At 34.3% G+C, this 19,879-nt stretch carries 13 protein-coding genes, 1 tRNA gene and 1 pseudogene; 12 read left to right on the forward strand and 3 right to left on the reverse strand.

What is annotated here, in order from left to right; translation table 11 throughout:
• Nucleotides 1-39: 39 nt before the first annotated feature.
• Nucleotides 40-594 (reverse strand): nitroreductase, encoded by a 555-nt coding sequence (locus AEQU1_RS00240; RefSeq protein ID WP_111877845.1) that lies wholly within the window; start codon nt 592-594, stop codon nt 40-42.
• Nucleotides 595-1,214: 620 nt separating this feature from the next.
• Here AEQU1_RS00240 and AEQU1_RS16405 point away from each other — a divergent pair.
• Nucleotides 1,215-2,039: pseudogene (locus tag AEQU1_RS16405) on the forward strand (hypothetical protein).
• Between the two features lie 150 nt (nt 2,040-2,189).
• Here the strand turns inward: AEQU1_RS16405 and AEQU1_RS00245 are convergent.
• Nucleotides 2,190-2,274: transfer RNA gene (locus AEQU1_RS00245), tRNA-Phe, on the reverse strand.
• A gap of 14 nt (nt 2,275-2,288) precedes the next feature.
• Entirely contained in the window at nt 2,289-4,808 is a 2,520-nt protein-coding gene (locus AEQU1_RS00250; RefSeq protein ID WP_111877847.1) for a DEAD/DEAH box helicase, read from the reverse strand.
• A gap of 1,031 nt (nt 4,809-5,839) precedes the next feature.
• Here AEQU1_RS00250 and AEQU1_RS00255 point away from each other — a divergent pair.
• The 11 genes from AEQU1_RS00255 to AEQU1_RS00305 all read left to right on the forward strand — a co-directional run bounded on the left by AEQU1_RS00255 (nt 5,840) and on the right by AEQU1_RS00305 (nt 19,876).
• Entirely contained in the window at nt 5,840-6,007 is a 168-nt protein-coding gene (locus AEQU1_RS00255; protein WP_181566676.1) for a hypothetical protein, read from the forward strand.
• Nucleotides 6,008-7,482: 1,475 nt separating this feature from the next.
• The gene (locus AEQU1_RS00260) at nt 7,483-7,827 is read left to right on the forward strand and encodes a single-stranded DNA-binding protein (protein ID WP_111877851.1); all 345 of its coding nucleotides are present in this window, start codon (nt 7,483-7,485) and stop codon (nt 7,825-7,827) included.
• 78 nt (nt 7,828-7,905) lie between these two features.
• Nucleotides 7,906-8,286 (forward strand): DUF6876 family protein, encoded by a 381-nt coding sequence (locus AEQU1_RS00265; protein WP_111877853.1) that lies wholly within the window; start codon nt 7,906-7,908, stop codon nt 8,284-8,286.
• An 11-nt stretch (nt 8,287-8,297) separates the two neighbouring features.
• A complete protein-coding gene (locus AEQU1_RS00270) occupies nt 8,298-8,495 on the forward strand; it encodes a hypothetical protein (RefSeq protein WP_111877855.1) in 198 nt (65 codons plus the stop codon).
• 441 nt (nt 8,496-8,936) lie between these two features.
• On the forward strand, nt 8,937-9,317 hold the full coding sequence (locus AEQU1_RS00275; protein ID WP_181566677.1) for a BfmA/BtgA family mobilization protein: 381 nt from the start codon (nt 8,937-8,939) through the stop codon (nt 9,315-9,317).
• Nucleotides 9,318-9,327: 10 nt separating this feature from the next.
• On the forward strand, nt 9,328-10,359 hold the full coding sequence (mobB, locus tag AEQU1_RS00280; protein WP_111877858.1) for a MobB family relaxase: 1,032 nt from the start codon (nt 9,328-9,330) through the stop codon (nt 10,357-10,359).
• A gap of 9 nt (nt 10,360-10,368) precedes the next feature.
• Entirely contained in the window at nt 10,369-11,952 is a 1,584-nt protein-coding gene (locus AEQU1_RS00285) for a type IV secretory system conjugative DNA transfer family protein (RefSeq protein ID WP_111877860.1), read from the forward strand.
• Between the two features lie 97 nt (nt 11,953-12,049).
• Nucleotides 12,050-13,219, forward strand: a complete 1,170-nt coding sequence (locus tag AEQU1_RS00290; protein WP_111877861.1) for a hypothetical protein — start codon at nt 12,050-12,052, stop codon at nt 13,217-13,219.
• A gap of 172 nt (nt 13,220-13,391) precedes the next feature.
• The gene (locus AEQU1_RS00295; protein ID WP_111877863.1) at nt 13,392-15,296 is read left to right on the forward strand and encodes a DUF262 domain-containing protein; all 1,905 of its coding nucleotides are present in this window, start codon (nt 13,392-13,394) and stop codon (nt 15,294-15,296) included.
• 54 nt (nt 15,297-15,350) lie between these two features.
• Nucleotides 15,351-16,412 (forward strand): PIN domain-containing protein, encoded by a 1,062-nt coding sequence (locus AEQU1_RS00300; RefSeq protein WP_111877864.1) that lies wholly within the window; start codon nt 15,351-15,353, stop codon nt 16,410-16,412.
• 362 nt (nt 16,413-16,774) lie between these two features.
• A complete protein-coding gene (locus AEQU1_RS00305; RefSeq protein WP_111877866.1) occupies nt 16,775-19,876 on the forward strand; it encodes a class I SAM-dependent DNA methyltransferase in 3,102 nt (1,033 codons plus the stop codon).
• Nucleotides 19,877-19,879: the final 3 nt, after the last annotated feature.

Genomic DNA, 19,879 nt, shown 5'->3' on the forward strand with positions numbered 1-19,879 from the left:
TTTATCACTATAAGGTTTTAGAAATTTAAAAGTAAGAAATTATATCCAAGTTGTTTTTTCTTCAATAGTGCTTTTGCGTGTTCCTTCTGGAAGTTCATCATCAAATTTTCCCATATAGAAGAAACCGAGGCATTGCTCTCCTTGTTCCATCTGAATGAGTTTGTCCATATATTTTATAACACCTGGAGAAGCCCAATAAGCACCAATATTCATTTCGTGGGCCGTTAGCCACATGTTTTGAACTGCCATAGCTGTTGCTGCAATTTCTTCCCATTCCGGAAGGCTTTCCTTGGGATCACGTTGCATACAAATGGCTATCACACAACCCGCTTTTACTGGATTGTCCATAAATTTGCTATATGTGAATTCTGAAAAGTTCGTTGTAGTTTGTTTGTAGGTCTCAGCTATAAATTTTCCAAGAGCGATTTGAGAAGTTCCATGAAAAACTTTAAAACGCCAAGGTTCTGTGCGTTTATGGGTTGGAGCCCAATTGGCAGATTCTAAAATAGTTGAAATTTCTTCCTTCGTGATTGGCTGGTTGTTGTATTGCGCAGGAAATACCGAGCGTCGGTTCATTATTGTTTTTGAAATCATTTTTTTTATTTGGAAGGTGAAGATAGTGAAAAGCTAAATTAGTTTCTTCTCTCTAAAACAAAAAAAGCCCATCCATATGGATAAGCTTCTCATCGGTCTATTTCTAAACCACATCCTCTTTCGCTAAAGCTTAGAGGACAACACAACATTTTAGTTGCGGTCTGGACGAGACTGTAACCTTGCTATGCCAGTCCTGTCGCTGTGGCACTTCTGCCAAATATCTTTATCTATGTTGACGATTTGTGAACTAAATCTCGTGAGTTATAGTTCAATTTGTTTCGTCTGACGCAAAAGTAGTAATTCTTTTCAATTAAATACATTTAATAGCAATAAAAATTAAATACTTTTTCACTTCAAAATGTAGCTTTGTTGGATTGCAAAAATTTCAAAATGCAAGATTTATCAACTCACCATAGCTTGAAAACAAAAAATATAATGAAGAAGAGTATATAATCATACAATATGGAAGCAATTTAAACTCGTAAAATACTTCCATCAAAGGACTACGGCATAAAGCCAACTTCCTTGCCCCTGCTTATTTATTCCTTTTGCTTTTGAGCCAAGATTTTATCTTCTGTTTGATTCCTGCTCAAATATTGTTTAATCTAAATTCAAAATTTATGTATTTACAGCAGGATGAAATCTTCGTTCCGTCAGAAATGAAATCCTTAAAAAGTCTGACACAGATGGAGTCCCGACGAGGGCTTGAAAATGCCATAATCTTAAATAGCAAAAATCGTGAAAGTGGTCTGAAACACCTAAGGCCATATTCCGAATCAATTCTTCTTTAAGAAGGCTTAAAAAATGTTAACAGAAGCACAATTGAATTATCACAAGCGTACTATCAATAAAAATGATAAGTCGTTTTTAGTGACTTTATCATCGACAACAAAAGCCAGTATACTATCAAGAGACATAAAAACTTGATACTGTCTATATTTCGGTTTAAAAATTCTTATGATGGCAGTGAAAAGACCTCTGTCTATTTTGAGTTTTATCGAAAAGTATGTTCCAATGGCTCGCACGTTTCGTAAGCGGAAATAGAGTTTTCCATCAAGACAGTTCGATTAATACACACCTAATTATGCCGAGGCTAAACAAAATGTTTGATAAGGTTCTCGACAATGAATCCTACACCATTACCAAGAAATTCGTTAGGATGAAGGAATTTAAAATCATCGATACACAAGAATTCGTAAAAGCCATTCTTGACACAAGGAAACTGTTTAGATACGAGTGTAGCGACAAGAAGAGCGACCCCTCAAAAAAGTCTCGTAAAGTCATAGATATTTTAGACTATAAGGCTTCGTTGCTCAATGAAGAACCAAATCTCTGGTTAGGGTAAAACGCTTTCAATTCGTTGTTGAACAATACATTGAAGAAGTGTTGGCCATCAAGAACGATTGGATAAAAAGCTATTCGACGAAGTTTATGCGATGGCATAAAATCAATAAAGTTTCTTCCAGTAACTCAAAATAGATTTTTAGTGACAATTTATTTTTTGAAGAACATTCTTTTTCACTAACAATTATGCTAATTGCAATAACCAACAAGCCCGCAATTTTAAATTGCGGGCTAAAACACTTGCGTATCTGCGGATAGAGAGAGATTCGAACTCTCGGTACAGTCTCCCATACGCCTGATCTTCATTCAGGTGCCTTAGACCACTCGACCATCTATGTCTTAAAGAGGTTTTACCCCTTTTTTGAAACAACAGGCTTTAGAAAAGTTTTCAAAAAACCGTTTGTTGTCAGATTATGTAAGCCTAACAAGTTGGCTATTTCTTTAGTACTTGATGCCGTAAATCCGGAACTGTTGATCCCATCAACAAATCTTCTTAAAGTAATTTTTAACGAAATTAAGGATTCTTCGTTAATAACTCTAGTATTCGCGCTAGTATTAACATTCCAGCCTTTTACATTTGGTGGTTGAATTGTTACTAAATTAAAACTTGCTGCTTCACCATATAGTTTCTTAAACCATTCGCCTGAGCCCAATAACTGATTAATGTTATCTCTAGTGATTTCACCGTGTATAGCTCTAGATTTGGCTTCTAAAACTAAATAATGATTTCCAGTCATCACCCAAAGGACATCAGGACCGTTACCAAATTCTGCCTCTGGTTCTTGAGTATAAAAACCAATGAGTCTTCCAACTTCTGCCAAGGCGTTTTCAAATTTTGTATGTGGTATGTCAGGACTGAACTGAAGATCATCCAATAGACTTTCTAGATACAATTTAAAATCTTGGGATGTCTCATATCGTTTTATGAAATTGAGGACTTGTGTCGCCTGCTCTACACTTGCCATTATTTTAGTATAATTATGGCCGTTCTTTGACTGTAACATATGTGAGGCCGTCTTTGCTGCTTTTATTTGTAAATCGTTAGATTTCGGGATATTATCTAGATAGAGATAATTGGCGGCTTTTTCAAAATACCAACCTTTCTGCTTTTGGGTTAAATCAATTGTATCAACAATCTCATCCAAGATTATTTTTGAAGCCCCTTCGTAATTCCGTCTTCTGAAAAGATCGATAGCCTTTGACTCGATATCTGCAATCTCCAAATTCTTAATAACCCGTTCATCGGTTTTGTCAGTCTCCACTTGCGACAGTATTCCAGAATGGTATTCGCGCCAGCTCATATCTTGCACAAGACATAATTTAGCAGTATCTCTAATTGTTTTTAGGGCATTATCGTTTGATTCATCATCTAATAGTGATAGACCCAGTTTGAGTTGTTTCCGGGTTACTGGTGTAAAATACTGAAGATTCGATCTGTTTCCTAAAAATTGTAATAAATCCTTCCCCATTAGAAACACAGCGCAATAATCACTGCCAGACCTTACAGCTCGGCCTAGACCCTGCTCAATAATTTGAGCCTTTAGGGAAGATTTTACGGATTCTAGACGTAACTCTGCATATAACTGTTCATACGAACTAAATGACGGGTAGCCGTCCAATATCAAAACCCTGCACATATCGCCATTCAAATCTACCCCATCATAACGATTCACCAGAACATTCAACGATCCTTTCTTGGATTTTAAACTGGCTATATCCTTATTAATGTTATCTTTTTCAATAATTTCTGCGCCAATATCTTCCCACTTTTCAGCTCTATTTATAGAAGGTGTTAAAACCATTACATTTATGCCAGAATCTGCATATTCTTTAGCCAAAGCCATTATCAGCTCATCAGTTATCCTTGAATCGAATCTTTGTGGGGCAAGAATCAATCTTTGACCAACATCCTTACGATCCTTGGGAATCAATGCATTTTTGATGCTATCGATATTTATACCTAAATCTTTTATCAAATCAATCTGGTCTTCAAATGTAGCTGAAAGTATATACCTATGTTTTGCTTCGTTAAAGACGCGTACATTATGAAATGGCACATAGGACGGTGCGATTTCAATACCTCTTGGTCCTACATAGCAATCATAAGATTTTAAGTCGTCAGCTATCAAGCCCCATTTGAACATCAGCTCACCGTCGTCACTGAATTCGCCTATAAGATGCACAAGTTCATCTAAACGCGTGAGCCAAGCCCAGTAAGGTACTTTAAGTATCTTAGCATATGGATCGCCATCAGTCAACCTATGGTAGGTTCCTGGGGCTTGATACTTTAATTCATCATTAAATAATTTTAGTAATCTTTCGGCAAGTTCGTGACCAAATGGAATGTTTAAAGTAGTGGCCTGCCTAGCTTTATCAAGACAGACGTGAGCATCATCTAGAACAATAGAGCCGACATCGATATTATCCCTATCAAAAATAGAGCGGGAATTGAAGAGCTTTTGAAATGTGCATAGCAGAATAGCTTTTGAATTTAAAAAGTCATCAGGAAAAACACTTCTTTGCCCTTGATATTCAATTTCACAAACGGGTATTCCATATAAATCCGCTTGCAACTTTGCCTGTTCTAATAGTTGTTTGTCTGGACATAAATACAAACTTGGACCAACTCCTTCAATCATTTTTGAGTGCAACATCAATAAGCTTACAAGCGTTTTTCCAGACCCTGTATTCATTTTACACAAAACATCTCTTTGATCTCTTATACTATGCCAAGAGTTCAATACCTCTTCTTGTATTCCTCTTAAATATGCATATCCTTCCTTATGGAACAAATTTTGGAATAACTCTATGGGTTCAAAATTTAATTCCTTTGGGGATGTATCTTCTAGTTTTTTCTTAAATATATTCATCGACAGTTTTATTCTATTATCATTTAATCAACAAAGATCCTAAAAATTTATCAAGTGATAGGCTACCCTTCTTTAATTAGTTAAAAAGTGAGTTAGAATGAATAATTTATTTTTTAAAATATGAAGCCCATTCCACTACATTCCGCGAAAAGCTCCATTCTGAGAAAGAGCTTCTCTTCAAAAATCTTGGACACAACTCCAAAGATTCCAATTTCCATTTCACTGCCCGCTCATTCCCGATAAAAGTCGGGAAGCGGCCAAACTCCATTCACATTTCCATCTTTGAAGTTACGTCCGCTTTAAATCCTGCTAAACAAGAATAATCAGTTTTCATAACCCATTCAGCACATTCCTCTACACTTCGCGAAAAGCTACATTTTGGGAAAAGAGCTTCCCTGCAAAAATCTTGGACATTGTCCCCAATTTCTACATTTCACTCCGTTTGCCCTTCCCTCGCTGCTAGGAAGCGCACTTCATTCAAATCCGAAATTGTGAACGAAGTCCGCTTTAAATCCTGCTGATAATTAATTTCGGTTCTCACAACTCGTTTAGCACTTTCCCCTACATTTTGCGAAAAGCTTCATTGCGAGAAAAGAGATTCATTACAAAGGTCTTGGACCTCGTTCCTAATTTCTGCTTTCCACTATACTAACCCAGGCTTTGATTCCCATAAATATGTACTTCATTTTGGAAAATTTATCAAGAAAACCTTTATCAAAGCTACTTTCACATCTTTTGACAGGGAAGAAATCTTACGTAGATTTACACTATTAAATATTGTACATCAGGTAGTTGATTGTCAAAACAACCTTCAGAAAACTACTGTCACAACTTAACTGAAACCACTGTTTTAACTTCGTGGGAAAGGTCCGTAAACCATTGTCTCTTTTTTATTTTGAAAATAAACCAAACTTTTTTGGCTTTGCCATATATACAATAAAAGACAACGCTACAGCGAATGAAACCCGATGACCTTAGTGACATTGTTGAATAGAATAACACAATATAATAATTTAAAAAAATGGCTGATTATGGGCAAGAAAAAGAAAAACACAAATAATAACCAAATCCAACTGACTCTTCTAAGTTGGTGGAAACTACTGATTATTGCAGTGGTTATAATAACAATTTTTAGGTTAGACCCGATGATGGTTCTTGATGCGATAAAAGAAGTGGCAAAACATTGGTTGACTGGATAGAATAGTTTCATTTATGGGATGTTTCTTTAAATAAGAATCCAGAACTCAAGAAGGAGAGACCTCTACTGGAAAAGTTGATAGTTGAGCAACAATCTTGGCAATGGTTTTAGTGAGCTAAGTAGTTTCACATCCTGAACTATCGGCCATCACAGATTATCATTTATGTTCTTATGAAAATTTAGAGAATTGAATTTTTATACCTTTAGACGATGAAATTAATGAAAAACTTTCCGTCTTCCCTTCTACTTACTTGATCCGTTATGCTGAAAAAAGCACGCTTCGTTCCATTCTGGCGTAAGTAATGCAGAATATAATTGGCTAAGGTGAAATGGGATAAACTGATTTAATAGTTGTCAAGAATTGTCTTTTGAAGCTTTACTTACTCTATAATAAATAGTTGTAGTAAATTTCTGAAAAATCCTGCTAATAATCAAGTACCGTTCTTAATACCCGTTCAGCACTTTCCCCTGCATTCCGCGAAAAACTCCATTCCGAGAAAAGAGCTTCTCTTCGAAGATCTTGGACACAACTCCAATGATTCCGATATTAATTTCACTTGCCCGCTCATTCCCGATAAAAGTCTGGAAGCGGGCAAACTCCATTCACATTTTCCATCATTGAAGTTACGTCCGCTTTAAATCCTGCTAAACAAGAATAATCAGTTTTCATAACCCGTTCAGCACTTTCCCCTACATTTCGCGAAAAGCTTCATTCCGAGAAAAGAGCTTCCCTGTAAAGGTCTTGGACAAAACTCCAAAGATTCCGATTTCCATTACGTTAATCCTGAAAAAAATCTGGAAACACTTCATTCCCAATCTCCATCTTTGAAGTTCAGTCCGCTTTAAACCCTACTGCATTAGAGTAATCTATTTTCATTACCCGTTCAGCACATTCCCCTGCATTTCATAAAAACTACATTTCGGAAAAAGAGCTTCCCTACAAAAGTCTTGGACACTATTCCCAATTTCTACTTTCCATTTCGCTAACCCGGTCCGCTTTGCTGGAACGGGACGCTTCATTCCCAATCCGAAATCGTGAACGGAGTCCGCCAAATCGGAATTCCATATAATCATTTGGCACCACTTCCTATGTTTTTATACTTCACATAAGCCTTTAGACATACATCCGCACCCTCGCTGTTATACCCTTTTTTCGCCAGCAAAATACCAACATTTTGAACTTGAACAGACTGCATAAACCGTTCTCGCTGCGCTTCACTTTTTATAAGTCCTTATCAATTCAAAATCTTGAAAATGTATCAGCAACAAAAAAAGGTAACAGCGAGGGCGCTATGGGAAGTAAATCTAAAATGAAACTTATGAAATCTTACAAAAACATAAAAAAGGAATCGGCACCAAAAAAAACAAAAAAGGAAAACGCTCAAGATATAATAAGTAAATCACGTCAAAAAAATATAACAATAAACTGTCTGAATGGTTCAGATAGCATTTTAATTAATCTTTAAATCTTTTATTATGAGTACTTTAAAAAATCACGTACAGTTAATCGGAAACGTTGGACAAGAACCAACCATTACAAACCTTGAAAGCGGTAAAAAAGTAGCACGCTTTTCAATCGCAACTAACGAGTATTACAAGGATGCCAAAGGCGAAAAACAAACAGAAACCAATTGGCATACGGTTGTTGCTTGGGGCAAGACTGCCGAAATCATTGAAAAATATGTAGGTAAAGGCAAAGAGGTAGGTGTGACAGGGAAATTGAAATCTCGAAGCTACGAGGACAAAGACGGTATCAAAAGATATGTTACCGAAATCGAAGCGAATGAAATCCTTTTGCTTGGCAGTAAAAATGACAAGTAATTCTTAAAAATTAAAGAGGGCGTTCTCGTCGAAAATTGCGCCCTCTTTTTAATTATCCACTAATAAAAATAGATAACAATGACAGCACAAGTTAACGAAATCAAAGAAGGATTGCAACATTTTCACGGAACGGAAATGTTCTATCAAATCCCATTATTAAGAACACGTTTTACGGATGGACTAAAATATCTTGCTAATGCGGCAGATTGTTTTTGGCTCATTACGGACACTTCCGTAATTGCAAAAAGTCTAATGAACCGAAGCGAATTTATAACCATAGACTTCAAAAGATTGCCCGAAGATAAACAGGATTTTACAGGCTATGAAGCAGAGATAATTTACAGCGATGGCAACGACAATATTTTGGAAAAGCACGGCTATCGTGCAACCGATTTTCCACTCGATGAATTGCGGTTATTTTTTGTAAATGATACGCTGATGTTACCAAGCGAATACTAAAATCTAAAGCTATGGTATATCTCAATTTTACAGACTTGAGCGAAGAGGCTCAAAACCGTCTTTTGGAAGATTCCAAAAAGGATGTGGAACGAAAATTTGGCGAAGATATTCGCAAATACGTAAGAGAAAATTATACCTGTTTTGAAACTATGATAGAGGAAGAAGCATTACGAAATTTATATTCCTATACATACGTATTCAACATATAATTTTCAAAAATCAATAGCCAAGCACCTCTAAAATTTAGAGGTGTTTTTATATTTAGTTAATCTCATATCAAGAAAAAAACGTATCTTTATTTCGCTGAAATTCAGCACACATAATTTATATAGCTATCCCATTTTTGACTTTCGCTGATAGCTGTATCCATCTATATTTTACATATAGGAATTTCCGAATTCCTAAAAGAGCAATTGGCTTTTTAGCCAGATTGTATGAAATTTTTGTCACGCTTTGGCGTGACGAAAAGGAATAGCAAGAGGGTAACGGGCAGAGCCACGTTACATATTCCTTTTCGCGTATAAATCATTGAATTTCAAATACTTGAAAATTAATGGATTATATAAATTTCTTCGATTTGCGTCAAATGCCCCCAAACAGCCTGTAAACCGGGATGGATTTACGTCAAACACACAAAAAAGCGAAAGAAAATGGATTCATTCATCACTATCAGGTTCAAAAGGAAAACCGCCAAACGTTTTCAGGAATTTTCTAAAATGCACTTCAAGACACATACGGAAACAATGGAAGCAATTCTTGATTTTTTCTTCTATAACGAAATATCGCCCAAGGAAAAATTAGGTCCGACAGGACGCACAATCGAAGCCAATATAAAAAAACGTATCAATGCGGTAATTGCCATTATGCGGGATGTTGAAAAGACCCAAACCAAGCCCACAGTTGCAATGATGGAATCACTTTTTCAGACCGAAACACCAACAAAGAAACCTTTAATAGTAGAAAAGAAATATGCCGAAGAAAAAAAGGAAGTTCGCTTTAGAGAAAAGCAAAATCTTAAAAATGAACTTTAAATTATAAGCGATGTATATCACAATCACAGCTCAAAAAATGGGTGGCAATTATTCTAAAAGTTCGGCTGATTTTGTTGGCTATCTGGAGAAGGAAAATCAAGGACTGGAACAGCAGGATATGGAACATTTCTTTAACCAATACGGCGACGAGATTTCAGCAGAAGAAGTGGTCAGGGAAATAGATGGTAATACTGCAAAACTTGAAAAGCACGAACCACGTTTTTATTCTATTACCGTAAGCCCTTCAAAATACGAACTGAAACGGTTGCAGAACCATAGTGAGGATTTGCAAAAATACACCCGTGAGATTATGAAGGATTATGTGGCTTCGTTCAATCGTGAAATCAATGGACGACCAATAAACATAGACGACATAAAATATTATGCAAAAATTGAACACCAACGAACCTTCAAAGGAACGGACTTTCTGATAAAGGAGAACCATCCGTATGCCACAAAAATACTTCAGCTTAAAACTGAAATCCGAAATGTTCAAGATGGACGAACAGAAGGGAATGTGAAAAAATTGGAAAAAGAAATTGGAAAACTAGAAAGAGAAGCACCACATCAACAGAACGGAAAGCGAATTGTACAAGGAATGCCAAAAGCAGGAAACCAAAGTCATATCCATATTATTGTGAGCCGTAAGGATGCATCTAATAAATTCAGTTTGTCCCCAGGAAGTAAGTACAAAGCTTCGGACGTTGAATTAAATGGTAAAACGGTAAAACGGGGATTTGATAGAGATGGATTTTTTACGAAAGCAGAAAAGACTTTTGACAAGACTTTTGACTATCAAAGGAACTTCGCAGAAACCTATAAGGCAAGAAAAGAGTTTATCAAAAATCCTAAAATCTATTTTGCTTCACTAATGAAACTGCCCACCAACGAAAAAGCATTGGCGTTCAAAATAATGGGGAAAAGTGGCATCCCGATGATGCCGAGTATTCCCATTACACAGGCACAATTGGCAATGAAAATTTTTAATAAGCTACGACGTGGGGCAGAAGTGGCCATCAAATCGAGTTCCATCGGAATCTAATTTAAAACTATGCAAATGGATAATCTCTTAACGGTACTTTTTATTATTGGTTTGGCCAGTAGTATTTTCTATGGAATATTTCGGGTTAGCAGATATGCATTTGTCGTCAATTTTCTATTGATTGGCGCTTTTGTGTATAATTTGGATGCACAATTACCATTGGTGCAAATAGCACTTTATTTTGTTTGTCCTCTGATATTAATTAATATAGGAATGTATGTTTTCTTGCATAAATCGGAAACTCCTAAATATAAAAATACCAAATATCAGGTCAATTTTGCCACTACAAAAGGCCGCTTTAAACTGGACAACATCAAACGAGGAGCATCAATCATTGGTTCTGCCGGAAGCGGAAAGACCGAGAGTGTTGTGTACGGATTTCTGAAACATTTCCAAAAAGAAGGTTTTTGCGGAATTATCCACGATTACAAAGATTTTGAATTGACCGAAATGGCGTATCCTCTTTTTAAGGATAGCGATATTCCGTTTAAGGTCATTTCCTTCGATAAAATCATCCACAAGGTAAATCCTATTGCGCCACGTTATTTAGAGAACGAGGAAAGCGTAAACGAGGTGTCACGGGTTTTAATTGAAAACCTTTTAGAGCAAAGAGAAAGCGGAACAACGGGAACGACCAAATTCTTTAACGATGCTGCGGAAGGATTAATTGGTGGATTGATTTGGAAACTGAAAACAGACTACCCTAAATATTGTACACTACCACATTTAATAGCGATTTACCAACACCTCGATACAGATAGCCTTATCCAGTTTTTGGAAACAAACACCACTTCACGAGCAATGGCAGATGCGTTTATAAGTGGAAAGGAATCTGAAAGACAGACGGCAGGTGTAAAAAGCACCTTGGCAAATGCGTTGAAACGAATTAGCACACAGCGGATATTTATGGCATTGTCCGCAGACGAAGTGCCACTTAATATAAATAGTCCAGAAAATCCTTGTGTGATTTCGATTGTCAATAATCCGAAATTTGAAACTTCGTATTCGCCTGTTATTGCAACAATAATTCATACGATTACAAAGCAAATGAGCGTCCGCAATAGCGAACCTTCATTTCTATTAATGGAAGAAGCGCCAACTATTCGTTTATTAAATATGCATCGGATTCCTGCAACTTTACGGAGCTATAATATTTCTACTATTTATGTGATGCAGGACAAAATTCAGAACGATATGATGTATGGGGATAAGGCAAGCAAGGCAATTTTAAGCAATCTTTCTTACCAGTTTTTCGGAAAGGTAAATGACCCGGACACCGCAAAATATTATGAACGCTTTTTTGAGATTATTAAGGATCCTACCAAAAGTATTAGTCGTGGGCATAACTTAGATTTTGATACACGAATTACAACTGGAGAAAAGGAAATTCCAAAAATTAGGGCAGATGTGTTTTTTAGATTAAAACAAGGCGAGTTTATCACGTATGCTGATGGGAAGGATAAGAAGGTGCAGTTTAAATTATCCAAGATTGAAAGGGAACTTCCCGAAAATTCAAAACAGTTTTCTATGGTCGATTTGGAACTTACTTTTGAGAGGATTTATAAGGAGGCGAGGTCGATTTTTAGTGAATAAATGTATTTACTATTTAAATCATTCTTGTATATCTATAATATTTAGTCGGATAACTTTACATTTATAGCTTATATAATGAGTTCCCATTATTTTGAAAATGACTATTGCAGAAAAAGCAAGATACATTGATTTATTCCTAAAAGGATTATCTGAAGCGAGTTTTCCAAGCACATTAGCTTCTGTTTTGGAATTGGGTCAAATACCGAGTGACCAAAACAAACAAAAGTTCAAATTAATCGAACATACACTTGAAAAGCACGGTTTGGTGGAATTTATTAGAGGTCGTGATAATTCTACGCTTGAAGGTCAATGCGAATATTTCATAAGTGAAAAAGGACTTAATTTTGTGCTTAACAATGAATCAATAATTAAACTATTAGAAACTGAAACACGAAACGATATGGATATAAATTGGGTTAGAGCCTTTAACAGACTATGGAAAATAATTAATGGGGAAGTTTATATGAGCGGTTCGGATTTTTTGAATGTCGCAAGAGAGGCAGATGATTCTATTCCGAGTTATAACGCATTTATTGAAGAAAGAAGAGCAAAAGGACAAAGTACGAGTAGAAAAGACTTCTTCTGGGATATTATAAAAGGTATGAGTGAAGATGAAAAATTAGACTTTTTTGATAGTATGATTGAGGAGTTGGAAACCCATTCGCCTGAATATTTAGATAATTTAAAAGCTCTATTTAGCAAAGCCGAAACTGTTATAAAAAAAAGAGCAATTCCAACACCGAAATTTCCTGATGACGTTTATATTGACGTTTTGAAAACAATTCATAATTGCTACAGAAGTGCCGAACAAAAGCCATCTATCTATGACGGAAAAGGAGAAGAAGATTTAAGAGATTATGCATTGGCATTCTTGGAATCACGATATGAAGGTGCAGTAGCTTCTGGAGAATCATTTAATAAAGAAGGTAAAACCGACATTATATTAAAATCCATAGATGGTAGTAACCTTTTTGTAGCAGAATGTAAAGTATGGCACGGAGCGGAACAATTTCATAAAACTGTCGAACAGCTTTTTGGATATTTAACTTGGAGAGATACCAAATCGACAATTATATTTTTTGTGAGAAATACAAAATTTGGAGATATTCTTAAAAAAATTAAAGAAGAAGCTGCCAAAAGCCCATATTTTCTTGAACACGTTGCGGACCGAAATGAGACAAGTTTCTCATTTAAATTTAAGCATAAAGAAGATGATACTCGGGAAGTGTTAATTGAAATAATGGCATTTTCGTTTCCAAGTGAGTGAGACAAAGCGAAATGACAAATTTTTGCAATTTGACAAATTATCATCTTAAAATTCGGCTTGTGCTTACCCAAAGTAAAATGCTTTTTAAGCGCACTACGTTTCATATGAACTGCCGAATATTACATTTAATAAAAATATAGTATACCAATTATAAAACACTAACTAAACTAAAATGAATTTAGGCAAGCCATTATTAGAAGAATTACTAAACAAACAAATCCGATTTAAAATTCCAGTTTTTCAAAGACATTATGTTTGGAACGAACAAGACCAATGGATGCCTCTCTGGGAAGATTTCATCAACAAATTTAATGAAAGGCATAACGGACAAAAAATTCATCCACATTATACTGGTTCGATAGTTTTGTTTCACGAAAGTACAACAACAAGTACACTTTCAACTTACAACGTCATTGATGGTCAACAAAGATTAACAACATTTCAACTATTTATAACCGCTTTTCGAGAAGTTTGCAGAAAACATTTAGAAGAAGAAAGCTTAATCAAAGAACTTGATAAATATCTTTTTAATGACAAATCTTTTGGCGACAAAGATTATGAAAATCAAAAATTTAAGTTGGAGCCAACTAAATTTAACAAAGAGATTTTCAAATCAATTGTAGGAAACACATACGAAAAAGTTGAGGAATTGCATATTCTGCCTGTTCTTGAAGAATATGGTGTAGGTCCAAAAAGTTATAGAAACATAGCAAAAGCAAGACACAAAATTTTAGGTGCGTATATTTTCTTTTATGACCAATTAAATGACTACATAGAAAATTCAGAAATTGAAATAAACGAATTGATTACTAATCTGCTTTTAGTCATCAAAAGGGATTTTCAGTTTGTGGAGATTGGGCTTACACAAAATGACGACCCTCAAATGATTTTTGAAACGATGAATGGTAGAGGTGCTTCATTGAGTGAGACGGACCTTATTAGAAACTTCATCTTTATGCGGGCAAATAGTAACGAAGAATCACTTGATGAAATTTATGACAAATATTGGGATGAATTTGACGACCCAAATGCAGATTATAAATGGCACGACAAAACAAGTCGAGGAAGATATTCAGAAAGTCATTTACAGTTTTTTGTGATTGATTATTTGACCCTAAAACTTCAAACTGAAATTAGATACGACCAAGTTTTCTATTATTATAAACTGTTTATTTTAAACAAAGCTACTTTTCCTAAAATAGAGGATGAACTGAAAGAATTAAAAAGATATAGTCAAATTTTCAAAAAACTAACAAACCCAAGTGGCGACAGTAATTTTGAGAAGTTAGCCAGACGTCTATCGGATATGGATATTTCAACCATATATCCATTATTACTGTATGTAGAAGGAGATGATGAAATTTCCCAAAAAAATAAAAATGAAATCTATATCATTCTTGATTCGTATTTAACAAGAAGATTTCTTTGTGGATTGACTACAAAAAATTATAACAATGTATTTCTTGAATACCTCAAATTCTTAAACGAAAATAAAGATTCCGATTCTTTCAAAAATCATTTACAATCAAAAACAGCAGACACCAATCTATGGCCCTCTGACAACATATTATTAGAAAGATTGCTTGAAAGACCACTTTACAGAGAGGAAAAGAATCGCACAAAAAGCATATCAAATATCTTACTTGAAGTTGAGAAATTCAATAGAGGTAGTAAACAAGAAAAAATCAACTTCCTAAATACAGGATTGACTATTGAACACGTATTACCTCAAAAATGGTTTGAGCATTGGCCTTTAGACGGCAAAAGTATTTCAGAAGAAGACTTCAGTTTATCTGTCCACGCAGTAATGACCGAAGAAGATAAAGAAGGGAAATACCATCAAATAGAGGGGAGGAACAAAATGTTACACACTATTGGCAATCTTACAATATTGACAACTTCACTTAATCCAAGCGTGAGTAATTCAGCGTTTTTAATCAAACAAAAGGAGATAGGAAGTCAATCAACCTTAATAATAAACCAATATTTTCAAAATAAATCGGATTGGAATGAAGAACAGATAAAAGAACGAAGTAAAATAATTTATGATTCTATCTCGAAAATTTGGGCGTATTAAATAGTTACTATTTAAAAATGTAAGAATTCATCCAAACAATAGCACAAGTACAAAATGGAATACATAGTCCTCGATACAAATATTTTTATTAAAGAGAATTTTCTTGAAGGAAAAAGAATTCTGCAACTTCTCAAACTTTCTGAAGAGGAGAAGATTAAGATTGTTATGACCAAAATAACGATTGGAGAAGTTAAAAGCCGATTTAAGAAATTTTCAGGAAAAGCAGTCCAAGACTTAAATGAGTTTAAAAATCAATTTGAGTCCCGTGTTTTAAGAAACAATTCAGCAGGAAAGAAAATTTTTGAGCGTATCGTTAATAAAGACATTGAAAAGGAATTTAATGATGAATTTGATGCTATTCTTCTAAAATCAAAAATCCTTGTAATTGATTATCGTGAATTAAACATAGAAACCGTTTTTGAGAAATATTTTAAAAATGAATTTCCTTTTAATGGTGGAGATAAGAAAAATGAATTTCCAGATGCATTTACATTGGACTTGATTGAAAAATGGTGTATTGAGAAGAAAATAAAATGTACCGTATTTTCATCCGATAAAGATTTTTTAAACTTCGAGAGTGAACATTTCGAAATAACTAAAGACTACGAAAATTATCTTGATGAGAAGCTAAAATATTATCTAACAGAAGAACATAGGATTTCAGTTCTTAATAAACTATTTGCGCAAAACTCAAAGAAAATTGATGATGAGATTGAAGAGTGGTATCGGTATAAGTTAGATGATGACAGTTTGTATCATATGGTTGTTTGGAATGATATTCACGACATTGAAATATCGGAAGTCATTGTCAAAAACAAATCATTCCAAATTGTATCGATTGATAAAGAATCCATTGAAATTGAAATTGAGGCAGATGTAACATTCAAAGTTGAGTTAGTTATAGATGACGAAGATTTTTCTCATTACGATAATGAAGATAAAGTTACCTATTATTTCGAAACCAAAATTGAAGAAATAGAAAGAGACGTAACAGCAACTTTGTTGGCTATTGCTTATATTATTGATAAGAACGATTACGAGGAGGAATTTGAAATCCTCGAAATCAATAGAGATGAGAAGTTAAGAATTGAAGAACAGTATGAAGACTACCGATAATCTATATTAAACGTGAATTGACCGTTTCCATATAAAAAGTCCTAAAGAGTTTATAAAGTCGGTATACCTTTAAAGTCTTACTTTTTAACCACAAATTTCTCTTATTTAAAAGTCATTTTGCAAAAGTTAAATACAGAGATAAATTAACATATCAGGGAAGAAGTATCTTTAGATAAATGAATACTTAAACATCAGAGTTTATAGGTAGGAATTGTTGAAATGGCTACAAAACCATTTATCCATAAACTTGGAAATATTCCAAATATTAATGAAATCCTGATTATCAAATTCACAAAATCATTTGTACCTTTGAAAGATATTTAGAATGTGATTAATAATACGGATTTTAGACAATTTGCAAAATGATTGATTTTGATATAATAGAAAATTTAGGCTTGGATAAGGCCGTATCTGTTATTTCAGAACCTAATCAAGTTTCTGAAAGTCAATTAGGTGTCATAAATCAAGTAAAGAATTTTGGTATTGATGAAATTTATTTCAGCACCGACGAAAATCACAACAGTTATCCAGCGGTATTCTTAAAGGAAGTCCAAAAATTTGATGACTTGGATCTTCGAGAAATTGCCATTGCACAAAAAAAAATATGGAATTTTAAAAAGGTCATTTTTCTTTACGTTTATTCTGAAACGGAAATACGAATCTACAATTGCGCCGAGAAACCTCTATTGATAAAATCCGACGATTTTGATTATAAAAAAGAACTCAAAACGCTTGAGATAGAGTCATACAAGTTTTCGGATAAAAATAAATTAGAAGAACTTCAAAACCTTTTTTCCACCATTGCTATCGATACCGGTGTTATTTGGACTTTGAAGGAAGCTTTTGAGATTCGAAAGAAGATTAGTCTTAAGCGAAGAGTGGATAAATATCTCGTTGATAGCCTTACCCATACTGCAAAGCAATTACAGGACGATGGGTTAGAGATTAACCTTATCCATAAAATAATAATGCGTTCTCTCTTTCTACTATATCTGGAAGATAGGGGCGCAACCGATGCAAAATTCTATTCTGGAATCAAAAAAGGAGCTCAATCTTATTTCGACATTCTGGATGATGAAGATAAAACGTATTCCCTTTACCGCAAGTTGGAGGAATATTTTAATGGAAATGTTTTTACTGTAGATAACAATGAGACCATTTCAAGAGAACACTTGCAAATTATCAAAAAGTGTTTTATTAATGGCAATGATGATTCACAGCAGCAAAATCTTTTTGAAGATTTTCGACTTTTCGACTTTAGTATTATCCAAATTGAATTATTGAGTGAAATTTACGAGAATTTTCTTTCCGAAATAAATCCCACTCTAAAACAAGATACTGGTACATATTACACACCACCATCACTTGTTGAACTTATATTAAATGAAAAGTTACCAATTGCAAGGTCAGAAAAAAACTTCAACATTAAGATTTTGGACCCGACCTGTGGTTCCGGAATTTTTCTCGTAGAAAGCTTTAAACGTTTGGTAAAGCGTCACGAAAATGCAACCTCTAAAAAACTGACTGACTTTAATGAGTTGAAGAAGTTGCTGACGGATAATATTTTTGGGATTGAGATACATCCACAATCCATTAAAGTGGCAGCATTCAGTCTTTATTTGGCTTTGGTAGATAACTTAAATCCTAAAACGATTTGGCAGAATAAAGATTACCGATTGCCTTATTTGATAAACGACCCTTCAGACAGCTCATTGGTAGAGCAAGGTAATAATTTATTTCGTAGTGATACTATAAAATCGAATCCAGAAGTAGAAGCCATTAAATTTGATTTGGTAGTTGGAAATCCGCCCTTTGGCACCAAGAAACTATCTCAAACTATAAGAGATTATAGCGATAAATACGGTTTTGCCAAAGAAATGGTGCTACCGTTTTTGCACAAAGCAACAAGGTTCTCTGAAAATGGAGAAATTGCCTTGATTTTTAATACCAAAATACTCACAAACACTAAAATTACGTATCAAAATTTTAGAAAGTGGCTTTTCAATGAGTGCTATGTAGAAAAGATTTATAATTTCTCAATTTTACGGAATGCACCGAAAGATTTTGGCGGGCAATTGTTTGGTTCGGCAACGGGACCTATCAGTATTGTCTTTTATAGAAAAAATGCACCAAACAAGAAATCTGATACCATTGTTTATTATGCTCCCAAAACTTATATCAAATCCAATGTTATTGAAGGTGTTAGTATTGATGGGACAGATTTAAAATATCTTCCCCGAGAAGAATGCAAAAATCCGACTTCTAAAATTTGGAAAATTGCAATGTGGGGTGGAAATGGGGATATGAAATTGATTCATAAATTAAATTCTTTAGATAGTCTGGAGCAGTTTATTTCGGATGAAAAATTTGATAGAGGTTCTGGATTGCAATATTTGAATGATTCCACAAAGAATCCTAAAGTAGATACTGAAATTCCTAATAGATATATTGCACCAAAGAATATTAGGAGATATGCGTCATATTCGTTTTCGGACTTAAATTCTGGGCTTTCTCTAAAATCTAAAGAAATATACGCTAAACATTATGGTGTGTCAGTAAGCGACATACCCACCATAGATGTTTTTAGACGTGTAGGAGCGAAAAAAACTTATTTTGCGCCGCATATTTTAATTAAAGAAGGCCTTTCCAATTGGAAAATTTGTGCTTCCTACGAAAATGAAGATTGCTCTTTCAACAGTAAAGTTTTAGGGGTTAGTCATAGTGATGCTAATTTACTCAAAGGGCTAACTTGTTTCATAAACTCAAAACTTGCCTATTATTATCTTTTTCTTTGTTCGGCATCCATTGGGATTGAAAGAGAGGAAATTAAACCAAACGAAGTTTACAAACTTCCTTTTTCTCTATCTAAAGAGAATTTATATCATTTAGCTGAAATGTATGACAGAATGTGTAGTGAATCTGAAATTCTAAATAACAATTTTAAAGAGCAAGAGAAGCAGATTGATGAATACATATTTAAGTGTTTTAACTTTTCAAAGGACGAGAATCTTGTAGTAGATAATTTTGTTGAATTTACTATCCCATTATTAATTAAGAGGTATCAATATGTTCTTGGACCAACAAACCTTAAGGAAATTCAAGATTATGCTGTGAAAGTATCACAACATTTGAATGACTTTTTGCAAAATCAGAATCTGTATGCCAATTGTACAATATTTGAAAAAGTAAATCATTTTTCGCCTCTGATGATAACTAAAGTTACATTTGAAGATACTGAAAAAGCAGTCTTAAAATCAAGTGTGCAGATTGATGACATATTGAAAGATTTGGATAAGGAATTATGGCAAAAGAAGGCAACAAATATATATTTCAGAAAAAAATTAAATTACAAAACTGGTAACGACATTTTTATTATTCGTCCCAATCAGAAAAGATTCTGGACACAATCAATGGCAATTGAAGATGCTTCGGAATTAATTCTGGAAATTTTAAACGAAGTATAAGTA

This window comes from Aequorivita sp. CIP111184, assembly GCF_900489465.1.
GTDB lineage: Bacteria > Bacteroidota > Bacteroidia > Flavobacteriales > Flavobacteriaceae > Aequorivita.